This window comes from Paenibacillus sp. G2S3 (assembly GCF_030123105.1).
GTDB lineage: Bacteria > Bacillota > Bacilli > Paenibacillales > Paenibacillaceae > Paenibacillus_AQ.
In genome coordinates, this window is sequence record NZ_CP126095.1 from 438,836 (window position 1) to 451,456 (window position 12,621).

The window sequence follows — 12,621 nt, forward strand, 5'->3', positions numbered from 1 at the left end:
AAATCCAATAGTGAGAGGTACTTTCTATGCAACCTACATTTGAAACACAAAGGTTAATACTAAGACCGTTTCAATCCACAGATGCAAGTAAAGTTCAAGAGCTTGCTGGAGATATAGAGGTAGCTAGAACAACGCTGTCTATTCCTCATCCATACCCTGATGGAGCGGCTGAATCATGGATTGGTGCCTGTAGGAAGAGCGCAGACGAAGGGGATGGATTTCCTTTTGCTTTAATTAGTAAAGAGAGTAATACCTTAATAGGATGTATGAGTGTAAATATAGACAAATCGCATAAAAGAGGTGAGCTTGCTTATTGGGTAGGAAAACCTTTTTGGGGAAATGGCTATGCGACTGAAGCAGCTAAGCGATTAATTGATTTTGGATTTGAAGACCTCGCATTAAATAAAATATGGGCAGCGGCAATGACTAGCAATCCTGCCTCCTCTAACGTTATGAAAAAAGCTGGAATGAGATTTGAAGGAGAATTTAAACGACATATTTTAAAATGGGATAAATTCGAGGATATAGTCTTCTACGGGTTAATTAGAATTGAATATGAAGATAGGAGATAAGAGGTATGATAACAACAAGGGGTTCCTAAGCCATGCTGGCTTGTGGAACCCCTCTTTTTTTAAAGTGACTCTTTAATTACCTTTTTATAATAGAAGACGGAGAGTACTGCAAAGATCGAATACAAAGCCGTGTACAAGAGCATTACCAGAATCATCGGTGTCCAAAGCTCAGTGCCGAAGAAGAACCAGCCCGATTTAACGGCAAAGTAGCTATGAAGCAGACCTACGACTAATGGAATCCCAAAATTGAACAATTGCTTCATCTGAATCCCTCTAAGCAGATCACCTTGCGTGAAACCAAGCTTTCTTAGGATCGTGTAGTTGGGCTTTTCGTTCTCACTCTCATCCATTTGTTTAAAGTAGAGAATGCATCCAGAGGTAATCAGGAATGTTAACCCCAGAAAGGCCACGATAAACATGATAAGTCCCATATTTTGCTTTTGATTATTTTTCGTCTCCAGTTGAGAGTCGGTTGTGTGGCCTTTTTCAAAATTCATGTTCTGAAAAAGCTCATTAGCTTGCTCAGCGCTTGCCCGTTCTTTCATATCGATGCCGATATTAAGAGAGGACTTTCTTTGAAGGGCTGGATCTAGATCGTTTTTTAAGCGTTCGAAGATCGTTTCGTCTACAATAGCAACGGGTAAGCCACCACCTGTGAAATAGTATAAAACGGGGGCTTCCATATTTATTCTTTTATAAGCTTGCGGAATAACTTTATGTTGTCCTTTGAATTCAATATCACCTTTGTCCTTCATAGCAATTAGATTCTCCATTGCACTACTTGTCTTCGTAAAATAGGCCTCATCTGGGGATAGATCAATGTCCTCAAGCGAATTCTCACTAATGACAGGGAGAGTCATATTCTTCGACATCATACCGATTGCTTGGGGATTGTTACCTAGTAGTTTCTCCATATTCACATCCACTTGAATGACTTCGATTCTTTTTTCCGTGAATATCAAATTATTTGCCGTTAATACCTCTTTAAATCGTTCGGCATCATGGATATCCGTAAGAATAAAATCTGACGGGACATAGAGCTTCGCATTTTTCTCAGCAGAGTAGAAAGAGATATAGCTCAAGGATAATAAACCCAGCGCTAGTGCCGAAACCGTTGTAATGATGGTCAGTAATACGGCATTGGATTTCATTCGGAACATAATGGAGGAGAGAGACAACACCTCTTTTATATTCAGATACCCATTTTTCTTTTTACGAATGAGATGAAAGATAAAGCTTACCGAGCCTTTATAAAAAAGATAAGTCCCAATGATAACTGAAGCCAGAATAGTGATCATGGCTATAGATAGCTCAGTCATTGATGTTAAGTCTCCACTAAATAATCGAGATGAAATCGAATAGCCAAGCAGGATCAATCCAATCCCAGCGATCCCTATAATCATTTCAAAGACGGACAGCTTTTTCACGTTGCCTTCTGTGGTTGAGGTCACCCGAAATAAGGATAGAATGCTTTGTCTTTTAATAAATCCATAATTCATCAGCATGATCAAAAGATAGATTACAAAGAATACAATCAGCGTTTGAACCAGGGCTGGGGTAGAAAAACGAAGGGATGCTATCGCATCGATCCCCATTATTTTAAAAAGAATCATTAGAATTAATTTGGAAATAGAAAAGCCTACGGCTATTCCTAGAATTAAAGAACCAAAATATAGGATGAAATTCTCTGCCGAAAGGATTCGGAATATTTTACTTTTGGTCATCCCTATTAACTGGAACAGGCCAATTTCTTTTCCCCGGCGTTTGATGAAGATAGTGTTTGCATATAACAGGAAAATGGATACAATCGCGACCAGTAAGACTGAGGCAGCCTTGATTGCTGCGCCACCTTTGATCGAGCCTTCTACCGCATCCATCGAAGGATCGTATTGCAACGTAACAAAGGCGAAATATAAGGCCACGCTAAAAACGAGAGCAAACACATACAGATAGTAATTTCTGATGTTTTTTCGCAGATTTCGAAGCATCAGTACATTAATGCTCATTCTGCACACCACCTAATACACCTTGTGTTTTTATGATGTCGTTGAAGAAGACTTGTCTTGATTGTTCTCCTTTATTTAATTGCGTATAGATCGTACCATCCTTTATAAAAATAACTCTACTGCAATAGCTAGCTGCCACTGGATCATGTGTAACCATAACGATCGTTGCTTTTCGTCTTTGATTTAGTTCACTTAGCTTATTTAACAAATCAGAAGCGGATTTAGAGTCCAAGGCTCCTGTAGGTTCGTCAGCAAAAATAATGCTTGGATCATGAATGAAGGCCCGAGCTGCAGAGGTGCGTTGTTTTTGACCCCCAGAGATTTCATTTGGGTACTTATTCTTTAACTCTAAAATCCCCAGCTCCCTCGCGACGTTTTCGAATTTCTCATTGGCGATCTTCTTGGGGGTGTTGGTAATGGATAGAGGTAACAGGATGTTCTCCTTCACCGTCAGCGTATCTAAGAGATTGTATTCTTGAAAAATAAATCCTAAATGATTTTTCCGAAATTCAGCTAATTGCTTTTCTTTCATATTAGAAATTTCAGTACCCTCAATGGTAATCGATCCGTTGCTGATCTGGTCAATTGACGAGAGAACGTTAAGCAGGGTGGTCTTTCCTGAACCGGAAGAGCCCATGATCCCAACAAACTCGCCTTCTTCTATAGAAATATCCAGTCCACTCAACACGGATTGTTTATTTAATTTATTTCCGTAGCTTTTATGAATTTTAGTGGCTTCAAGAATTGCCATAATGATTCACTCCCTTTTTATACTCGTTCTTTTTGTATAGCTTTATTATAAAAGGGTTTGTCGTTCTTATCCTTCGATTGCCCGAACAAAATAAAAAAGCATGTGACATTGTTGTCACACGCTTGAGAGCTTCACAAATTCATTTTTGAGCGGGAAGGTTAAAGTGAACGTCGTTCCTGATCCTAGCCTCGACTGAACTCCGATGACGATCAACAAGGATTGGGCTGCTTTTTTGGCTAAATATAATCCCATGCCTGTGGCGGCATTGTCGCGATGTACCGTCGTGGAAGTAAATCCTCTATCAAAAATGCGAGGCAGATCTTTGGGATCTATTCCGCGCCCACCATCCTTAACTTCAAGAACGATATGCTCAGCTTGCTGATAGCTATTCACTGTAATATCTGAAGCTTCACTATATTTTACGGCGTTGGTTAGTAGTTGTCGGATGATAAAAGCCAGCCATTTGGCATCACTAAGCACTTCAGCTACTTCCAAGTCCAGTTCAAAGCCAATTCCCTTCTGAATACACCAGGATTGCAACGTTTTAATCTCGCCAAAAATAAGCGTTTCTAAATCGATATGTTCTATATACAAATCATTTTCGATAAAGGCAATCCGCCTTTGGTGGAGTTGTTGATCCAGCAGAAGATGAATTCGCAGCCATTCATAGGTCAGATGTCTCTTCATTACATCATCTTCCATACGCTCAATCATTAGATGCATGGCAGTTAGAGGGGTCTTCACCTCATGAATCCACGATAATAGCTCATCCTTCTCCTGTTCTACCGCAATTAGATTATGCGAGGCAGCTTGTTTTAACCAGTTAGCTTGATTGGTGATGCTCTCTTCAATAATTTGCTCAAACGGGCTTTCAGGGGTGGCGATGCTCGTTACATCCAGATCATCATCTCGCTCAACCAAGCTTTTATAGAACCTGGTTTCTCTGGGATAGCGAAGGATTAAGAACACCACGAAAAAAAGCATCGACAAGGAGACCAGATAGAGGACGGAAGAGAATGGGATTGATGAATCCATATAGGTGACAAAGAGTATAAAAAGATGGGTGAAGAGGACTAGTAGGATCCAGCTACTTCTTTCCAAGAGATACTTTTTAATCATAGTGTTTCCTCTTCGATAGCCATATACCCTTGTCCCACTTTCGTTTCAATGAAACCACCTAATCCAAGCTCATCCAGCTTTTTTCGCAGCCGATTTACGTTGACGGTAAGGGTGTTGTCACTTATAAAACGTTTATCATCCCACAAGCTATTGATTAATTCCTCGCGGGTGACGATTTTATTCTTTTTTTCAATAAGAAATTTCAATATAAAAATCTCATTTTTCGTAAGCTCAATCGAGCCCATGTCATAGGTCAATAAATTCCTCTCATAATCCACGGTTGCTCCGCACCATGTTTTGAGTTCAACGTTATCCGTGTTGTAATTGTAGACGCGCCGAAGAATCGCTTGTACCTTAGCAATGAGAACATCGAAATGGAAGGGCTTTTGAATATAGTCATCGGCTCCAAGCTGCATGGACATCACCATATCCGTAGGATGATCCCGGGACGATAAGAAGATGATCGGGAGGTTGGAGTGGGAGCGAATCATTCGGCACCAATGAAATCCATCGAATTTAGGTAATTGGATGTCGATGATGACTAAATCAGGTTTGATCTCTATAAATTCCTGCGTAACATTGCTGAAATCTTGAATGCCATACACATCATAAGACCACTGCGTAAGTCGCTCTTTGATCTCATTAAACAGTGTTGAATCGTCTTCGATTAATAATAGCTTGAACAAATGCTTCACCACACTTTTAGTTAGCTTTACAGCATTTTGGATAATACTTCCTGATAATGCTTAAACTCTTTGGCTTCATTTAAATTAGGGCATGTCCTTAAGGATAGCAGAGCGCTTTCGATTAAGAACAGTCTCGGTTCCTTGTTGTTCATAATTTCTTCCTGGATAAAGTACAACAGCTTTAGATAATTAGTGAGGTTCGCATCACCCGGCGCAAAGGTTCTCTCTATTACTTTCTTCAAGCTTATGGTCGCAAAGGATAAATCATTATTGAAAAAATCACTGTATTCCGCTGCCGGTAATAATTTGCCCACGTGATCAGGTGAGATGAGTTGAATACCCATTTCACTTACTTCTTCAACAATGGATTGGATAAGCGTAGTGCAATAATCAATGATTTGCTTAGAGGTGATGACCTCATTCATAGCACTGTTGATTTGCAGCATATTTTGCAGAATTCCGGTAAAAATGATGGCTCCGTCCAGTAAATAGGGTTTCTTATCGGCAGAGAAAATATGAAGGAAACGTTCATGTACCCAGGTTAGGAGATTGAACTTCGTTTTTTTGATAAAGGTTATTAAGTCTGGGTCATTGGAGACCAAAGCATCTTCAACGAGCTGTAACAATTTATTTTTCTTATTGATTTTCATGACCAGCTGAATCTGCTCGGCAAATATCTTAATGTCAGAGGGATCTTGACCAATGAGCAGTGAGTTTCGCCCTTCTTCAAGTCGATCGTGAATAGACGTGAAGACAGCCTTAAAGAGATCCCCTTTGGAAGGGAAATAGTTATAAAAAGACCCTTTGGAGATCCGACTATGATTCAAAATATCCTGAATGGATGTGGCGTGGTAGCCTTTTTCAATAAATAATTCATGCGCTTTATGAACCACTTGCTCTTTTCGTTTATTTATCATCTGAGGTGCCCCTTTAAGCTGAACTCTTTGTTCCAATATAGACTAGCTTATATTTCCACTTAATACAATTTCAATTTTAAATGATTTTTGTCTTGCCAAGCGAGAAATAAGGGAGTAATATATTCTACACCGGATTATAACACGAGTTCAAATTTGAACCGTTAGTATGATTATAGAATGGAGGATTCCAAAATGAAAGCAAAAGAAAGTAAAGCGTCCTACGGAATATTGGCAATCCTCATGATTGGTGCTTTTGTTGCTTTACTGAGTAATACCCTACTCAATATAGCTTTACCATCGATTATGAAGGATTTTGATGTTAGTGCCTCAACGGTACAGTGGCTATCAACGGGCTATATGCTGGTGAACGGGATCATGATTCCTTCGACAGCCTTTTTGATTCAAAAGTATACTGCGAGACGGTTGTTCTTAATCGCCATTGGATTATTTGCGATAGGAACCTTTATCGGCGGATTCGCTCCAAGCTTCCCTGTGTTGTTGATCGCCAGAATGGTTCAGGCTTCAGGGGCTGCGATCATGATGCCATTATTAATGAACGTATTGTTCACTACCTTTCCGCCTGAGAAACGTGGTTCAGCTATGGGGATGTTCGGGTTGGTTATGATTTTTGCGCCAGCGATCGGACCTACATTATCTGGATGGATTATTCAGCACTATGAATGGCCTGTTCTATTCTTTATGATTGCTCCAATCGCCGTATTGGTGTTTATTCTGGCCTTCTTTAAATTACACGATCCTAAAAAAGATGTGGCTATTAAGATCGATTTCTTATCTGTAGTTCTATCAGCGATTGGGTTCGGGGGTCTTCTATATGGCTTCAGTTCCGCTGGGAATAAAGGCTGGGATGATCCAATGGTTTACTCCGCGCTTATTATCGGGGCGATTGGATTAGTGATCTTCATTATGCGCCAAATGAAGATGAAGGAGCCTATGCTTAACTTCAGAGTGTACAAATATCCAATGTTCGCTTTATCCTCAGCGATTTCGATTACACTGAATATGGCAATGTTCTCGGCGATGATGCTAATGCCGATTTACCTGCAAAATATTAGAGGGATTTCACCACTGGATTCGGGACTCCTAATGTTGCCTGGTGCGTTAATTATGGGTGTTATGTCACCAATCACAGGTAAATTATTCGATAAATTCGGCGGTAAAGTATTAGCACTTATCGGTCTAGCAATCGTAGTGATTAGTACGTATTTCTTCAGTGATTTGACTGAAACGACTAAATATTCGACACTCATGATTCTATATTCTGTGAGAATGTTCGGGATTTCTATGGTTATGATGCCAGTGATGACCAATGGTCTGAACTCTATCCCAGCTAAATATACGCCGCATGGTACAGCCATGAACAGTACGATTCAGCAAGTATCAGGAGCGATTGGTGGTGCACTGCTCGTAACTATTATGTCTAACAGTACTACTTCACATGTGAAGGATATGGTCGCTGATGCTGTAAGTAAATTAACGACTAAGCCTTCGGCAGACCAATTGCTTGGTATACAAAATCAAGTCATTGCGAAAGCTACCATTGAAGGGATTAACGATGCATTCTTAGTCTCCGTAGGTGTAGCGATCATTGCATTTATTCTAGCCTTCTTTATTAAAAGAGGTGTACAGCCTAAGGAAACGAATACAGTCGAAGAAAAAGTGGTTGTTAAACAAGTTGCCTCCACTAAATCGATCTAATCGGCTATATGCAAAGACGCTCACCTTAGGGTGAGCGTCTTTTTTGGATGCTACGGTGTTAAAGCAGCAGATGAAACAAAGCTGAGCCATTCCGTTATTCACGGGTGGTTCTTATATTTTTTAGGGAATGGAAATTGAAGAAAATGCCTTGTTTTTGGGGTGGTACATATAAGAAAGAGGGAATTCAATAAAAATTTAAACAGTTTAAAATAGAGATATAACGATAAATAACTAACTTCGATCTTATCATAATATAACGGAGGGCTTACCCATGACAGATTTGACTGGAAAAAGAATTATTATTACTGGTGGAGCAAGTGGGATGGGACTAAGCCTTGTGGAAGCATTACCACGTTTGGGGGCTATGGTGGTTAGCTTTGACTTAAATGCTGAAGCTGGTGAGCCTATTGCTGCTGCCGCTGGAGCAGATTTTGTAGAATGTAATGTGGCGGATGAAGCCTCTGTGAACCAAGCCGTTAAGACAGCTGTAGAGAGATTGGGCGGTTTAGATGTGTTGATTCATGCAGCAGGGATTGCTCCCGGAAGTCCGGCTGAAGACATTACGCTGGAAAGCTGGAACAAAGTGATGTCGATTAACTCAACAGGTACATTCCTAACGAATGTTGCAGTATTCCCTTATCTCAAAGCAAACGGTGGCGGAGCGATCCTGAATTTTGCCAGTGCAGCTGGAGTTCAAGGGTATATTGGAAAAGCTCATTATGCCGCTAGTAAAGGAGCTGTTCTCGCTTGGGTACGCTCACTAGCAGGAGAATGGGGTAAACATAATATCCGCGTGAATGCCATTGCTCCAGCGATTTGGACGCCTATGTACGATAAGACCAGAGCAAGTATGACTTCAGAACAATTGGCACAGCATGATGCGATGATGAAAAATGCGGTACCAATGGGTGGTAAATTGGGCGATGCAAAAGAGGATTTCGCGCCGATTATGGCCTTCCTGTGCAGTGATGATTCGCATTTTATGACTGGACAAGTGTTTGCCATTGATGGCGGAACCTTGATGTTGAGATAATCAGTAGATAATGAACAACAATAATACACCTCTGCAAAAGATAGTAACGAGTGAACCTTAAGCTCGTTGTTCTGATGCGAGGTGTATTTTTATAGGTGTTGTAAGTGAAATGTTATAATTAAATAGGTCTTCATTTGAAGCGTCGGAAGCACAGAAAGGACAGGATCGCATGATTTCACACACTATAATTCAAGAACGTGTCCGGAATATGGAGAGTACAAGCAGTCATGAGGAGCAGTTGTATAAGATGCTTCAGGAGTACATTCATATTTTCCCAGTATTTAATGCTTATTTATATCGATATTCACCGCTAGGTTATCTGTCTGAAGGGATTTTTGGCTATACGCAAACTGGTCTGGTTCACATCCGGGAATATCGAGATGACATTAGATCATCCCCTATTGTTTATGCCGCCATTAATGAAAGAAAGGCGAAATACACATCCGGTCTAGACTATTTAAAGCAAACTAGCAGCAAATATATTATTGGCTCTGGAGCAGGTTCCCTGATCATTGTTCCGATCTTCTTGCATTCGTTAGTTATTGGATATATATGCAGTACCGAGCTGTCTGAGGGCGCAATTATAGATAAAGAGATGCTATCAGCCTTCACGTTATATGGGAAGCTCATCGGTGGAGTGATCGATAAATTTAATCCGAATGAGGAATCCAATGTATTGAGCAAAAGAGAGTTGGAAGTGATGCAGAAGATTTCTTCAGGAGAAAACACGAAACAAATAGCAGAGTCCCTGCAGATTAGTCCAGCCACCGTCAGTCAGTATGTGAAATCAGCTGTAAATAAGCTTTGTGCCAAAAATCGCTCCCATGCGGTAGCGATACTCTTTCGTCAGGGGATTATAACTTAAATCTATGTGTTAATCTTGGACCATCCTGAATGACTGTGATGGAATTGTCGTTCGCGACATATAACCTGTTCGTTAGTGGATTAAGCGTGATATTTACGCCTGTTACGCAAGGGAATACCGCAATTCTTTTAAACGTGCTGGCGTTATACACGGACATTCTGTTCTTATTAAAATTACTGACAAACAAGTGATTCGTAATCGGATTGATGAATGTGCTGGAGGAGGAAGATAACACTCTAGTTGCGATCACCTTATTGTTATTTCCATTAAGCACAAAAAGCTTCCCTTTTTTAACCTGTTGAGCGCTGGACACGTAAATACGGTTCGTAAGCGGATTAAGGATGACCTCGCTTTGTAGCCGTCCAAGCTGCACATTCTTGAGGAGCTTGTTGGTGCGGCCATTGATCACGGAAAGAAAGCGGCTTAAGTTATTTGCTACATAAATACGGTTCGTAATCGGATTTAGCGCTGGTGTGATCACTGGATTGTTACCAACTTTGATAGTTGCGATCACAGTTTGTGTACTACCGTTGATGGCAGAAACGGAATTGTTTATCGTATTCGTTACATAAATGCGATTGGTACGTTTATTAATGACGATAGCGGAAGGGCGGCCACCGATGAGGATAGTGGTTCTAATACAGTTCGATTTGCCATCGATGACCGTTACGATGCCAGAGGCACTTGACACATAAATCAGGTTCGTTCGAACATTAACGTTAACGCTATCAGGGTTCCTGCCTACTTGGAGGGTCTTGATTACACGGTTTGTCCGTCCGCTAATTACAGATACCGTTCCATCGCGGAAGTTGGTGACATACACACGGTTTGTTCTTGGGTTGATGGCAAGCTTGAGCGGAAATCTACCTACCTGTATGGTTGCAATGATCCGATTGGTAAGGGTACTTAATACACCAACAGTTCCGGCTGTAGTATTTGGATTTACGAAGTATACCCGATTGGTAATGGGATTTACCTCAATATCTCCGACAGGTACGGATGTAGGAACTGTGGTTATGATGGTGGGTAACGCCATGATATAACCCCCTCTTCAAATGACTAGATGCTTCATTATATTTGGGCAAGGGCAAAAGGGTACTACATATATCGTTGCAAGATGTATCTCCAGAGTATAAAATGATATTCCCAAATCTACATTTAAATTAAATGTAAGCGCTATAAGGGAGTTGAGATCGATTGGAGGCTGGAGGATAAGATGAAAAAAGCAGTGTTATCAGATATTTTACTAACACCTGATAAGTTGCAGCTTCATAGCGAATTACTCGAAGAGATTGGACAATACATTACGCGAGAGATCCTAAATCACCCGTTATTGCAAGAAGATGGTCAGAGGATAAGCATTATCCTTGATGGATCGACCGCACTTGGGGTGGTAGATGGGCAGTCGGATGTGGATGTAATCATTATTTGTAAGGATGAATCTTACAACGGTATTAATCATCGGTTCGAGGAAGCGGGCTGATCCCGGAGCACAGTAGTTTTTTTATGGATATAAGGCTTCCGAGTGGGAAGAAAGGGCATTATACTCTCCATAAAATATCTGAAATCAAAGAAGCTTTAATGAGTGGGGATATGGAATGGCTGTGGAATGCATCAGTGTCCTATATTTACTACGATCGGCTGGATCTGAAGTCACTTTTTCATTCCTATGTTCCACTCCAACCTGAAGTACTAATGAAATTTCGTAAAAATTCATACATACAGCTAAGAAGCTATGCCAGAAGTCTAGATAATCCTGTAGTTCGTGGCGACGCCTTTCCGATCTTGTTCTTAGCAGTTTCCCTTTATAAAGAAGCTTTACGCTGTGCAATCACTATTGAAGGTTATCCGTATCCCTATGACAAATGGCTTGTTCCCATAGCGCAACAAACGGTCGTCGGTCGAAAGATTTTGGAGTGTGCAGGCGATTTTTGGTGTTATCTTAGAGAGGATGAGTCCTTTGCTCCCATGTACCAGGAGGACAATAATTTTGTCAAAATGGAAAAACAATTTCGAAAGATACTTTTGGAGGAATTCCGCCTGCGGGGGATCGATGAACCTTGGTTAATAGAGTGGTGGAAGTTTATGGAGGAATGACGCTGACTATCCTTATTGATTACGGTAAGGTATACTGGAATGAACTTTTCAGTAAGAGGTGATTAAATGGCTGGGACAGTCTCTATATTAGGCGTTCCTTTTTCAAAATTAACACTTAACGAGACAACGCTTCATCTAACAAAACATATTCAATCCGGAGAACCGAAGCTATTTCATTTGATTACGGCGAACCCGGAAATTACGATAACAAGTCAATCGGACGAGCTGCTTCGAACCATACTTCATGAGGCGGATTTGATCACTCCTGATGGAGTCGGTATTGTGATGGCATCGAGAAGAAAAGGCGACCCTATAGCTGAACGAGTTACGGGGTATGAACTACTTCTTGAGCTGCTCGCGCAAGGAAATAAGCTGGGCTGGAGCTTTTATTTCTTGGGCACGGATGAGCATACAAGCTGTAAAGCGGTCGAAAAGATTACAGAGCTATATCCGAATGTGAAAATTGCCGGAAGACATAATGGTTTTCTTACAAAAGAAGAGGAACCGGCCATTGTGGCAGAGATTCAGCACGCACAGCCAGATTTCCTGATCGTTGCGATGGGTGCGCCGTACTCAGATAAATGGGTTTATAAGCATAAACAGGCGCTTTCTCAGGTTAAGGTTGTGTTTGGCGTGGGGGGAAGCTTGGATGTTATAGCGGGAAAAGTGACTCCAGCTCCTGTGATATGGAAAAAGCTCAACTTAGAGTGGTTGCATCGACTGATATTTGCCCCTGTTGCTAAAGGACAAAAGTCGCGTTGGCGCAGACAAGCAGTTCTTCCTAAATTCGTGTATCGAGCTATGATTAGGAAATAAGGTACAGCAGTAAATATATAGTCTTTCACTATTTCTGCAATTT

General features: G+C 40.9%; 13 protein-coding genes. 7 read left to right on the plus strand and 6 right to left on the minus strand.

The features are described from left to right. Positions 1-26: 26 nt before the first annotated feature. Complete coding sequence (locus tag QNH28_RS01970; protein WP_283909941.1) at positions 27-572, plus strand: GNAT family N-acetyltransferase; 546 nt, start codon at positions 27-29, stop codon at positions 570-572. Between the two features lie 59 nt (positions 573-631). Here QNH28_RS01970 and QNH28_RS01975 read toward each other — a convergent pair whose 3' ends face one another. The 5 genes from QNH28_RS01975 to QNH28_RS01995 form a co-directional block, all read right to left on the minus strand. Then, positions 632-2,578, minus strand: a complete 1,947-nt coding sequence (locus QNH28_RS01975) for an FtsX-like permease family protein (RefSeq protein WP_283909942.1) — start codon at positions 2,576-2,578, stop codon at positions 632-634. Next, on the minus strand, positions 2,568-3,329 hold the full coding sequence (locus QNH28_RS01980; protein ID WP_076285161.1) for an ABC transporter ATP-binding protein: 762 nt from the start codon (positions 3,327-3,329) through the stop codon (positions 2,568-2,570). The genes QNH28_RS01975 and QNH28_RS01980 overlap by 11 nt, the downstream gene beginning before the upstream one ends. A gap of 114 nt (positions 3,330-3,443) precedes the next feature. Then, positions 3,444-4,448 (minus strand): sensor histidine kinase, encoded by a 1,005-nt coding sequence (locus QNH28_RS01985; protein WP_283909943.1) that lies wholly within the window; start codon positions 4,446-4,448, stop codon positions 3,444-3,446. Next, the gene (locus tag QNH28_RS01990; protein ID WP_283912024.1) at positions 4,445-5,134 is read right to left on the minus strand and encodes a response regulator transcription factor; all 690 of its coding nucleotides are present in this window, start codon (positions 5,132-5,134) and stop codon (positions 4,445-4,447) included. Before QNH28_RS01990 ends, QNH28_RS01985 begins: the two co-directional genes overlap by 4 nt. Positions 5,135-5,160: 26 nt before the next feature. Then, positions 5,161-6,051 carry a TetR/AcrR family transcriptional regulator gene (locus tag QNH28_RS01995; protein WP_283909944.1) on the minus strand — a complete coding sequence of 297 codons (891 nt, stop codon included), beginning with the start codon at positions 6,049-6,051 and terminating at the stop codon, positions 5,161-5,163. A 192-nt stretch (positions 6,052-6,243) separates the two neighbouring features. Between QNH28_RS01995 and QNH28_RS02000 the strand changes: the two genes are divergently transcribed. The 3 genes from QNH28_RS02000 (at position 6,244) to QNH28_RS02010 (ending at position 9,665) form a co-directional block, all read left to right on the plus strand. Beyond that, the gene (locus QNH28_RS02000) at positions 6,244-7,767 is read left to right on the plus strand and encodes a DHA2 family efflux MFS transporter permease subunit (RefSeq protein ID WP_283909945.1); all 1,524 of its coding nucleotides are present in this window, start codon (positions 6,244-6,246) and stop codon (positions 7,765-7,767) included. 271 nt (positions 7,768-8,038) lie between these two features. Next, on the plus strand, positions 8,039-8,800 hold the full coding sequence (locus tag QNH28_RS02005) for an SDR family NAD(P)-dependent oxidoreductase (RefSeq protein ID WP_283909946.1): 762 nt from the start codon (positions 8,039-8,041) through the stop codon (positions 8,798-8,800). A gap of 169 nt (positions 8,801-8,969) precedes the next feature. Beyond that, on the plus strand, positions 8,970-9,665 hold the full coding sequence (locus QNH28_RS02010; RefSeq protein ID WP_283909947.1) for a response regulator transcription factor: 696 nt from the start codon (positions 8,970-8,972) through the stop codon (positions 9,663-9,665). Here the strand turns inward: QNH28_RS02010 and QNH28_RS02015 are convergent. Further along, positions 9,655-10,701: a YncE family protein gene (locus QNH28_RS02015; RefSeq protein ID WP_283909948.1), complete on the minus strand. Its 1,047-nt coding sequence runs from the start codon at positions 10,699-10,701 to the stop codon at positions 9,655-9,657. The genes QNH28_RS02010 and QNH28_RS02015 overlap by 11 nt on opposite strands. 180 nt (positions 10,702-10,881) lie before the next feature. Between QNH28_RS02015 and QNH28_RS02020 the strand changes: the two genes are divergently transcribed. The 3 genes from QNH28_RS02020 to QNH28_RS02030 all read left to right on the plus strand — a co-directional run bounded on the left by QNH28_RS02020 (position 10,882) and on the right by QNH28_RS02030 (position 12,578). Then, positions 10,882-11,148, plus strand: coding sequence for a nucleotidyltransferase domain-containing protein (locus QNH28_RS02020; protein ID WP_283909949.1), 267 nt, complete (start codon positions 10,882-10,884; stop codon positions 11,146-11,148). Between the two features lie 23 nt (positions 11,149-11,171). Then, positions 11,172-11,762, plus strand: a complete 591-nt coding sequence (locus QNH28_RS02025; RefSeq protein WP_283909950.1) for a hypothetical protein — start codon at positions 11,172-11,174, stop codon at positions 11,760-11,762. A 66-nt stretch (positions 11,763-11,828) separates the two neighbouring features. Then, complete coding sequence (locus QNH28_RS02030; RefSeq protein WP_283909951.1) at positions 11,829-12,578, plus strand: WecB/TagA/CpsF family glycosyltransferase; 750 nt, start codon at positions 11,829-11,831, stop codon at positions 12,576-12,578. Positions 12,579-12,621: the final 43 nt, after the last annotated feature.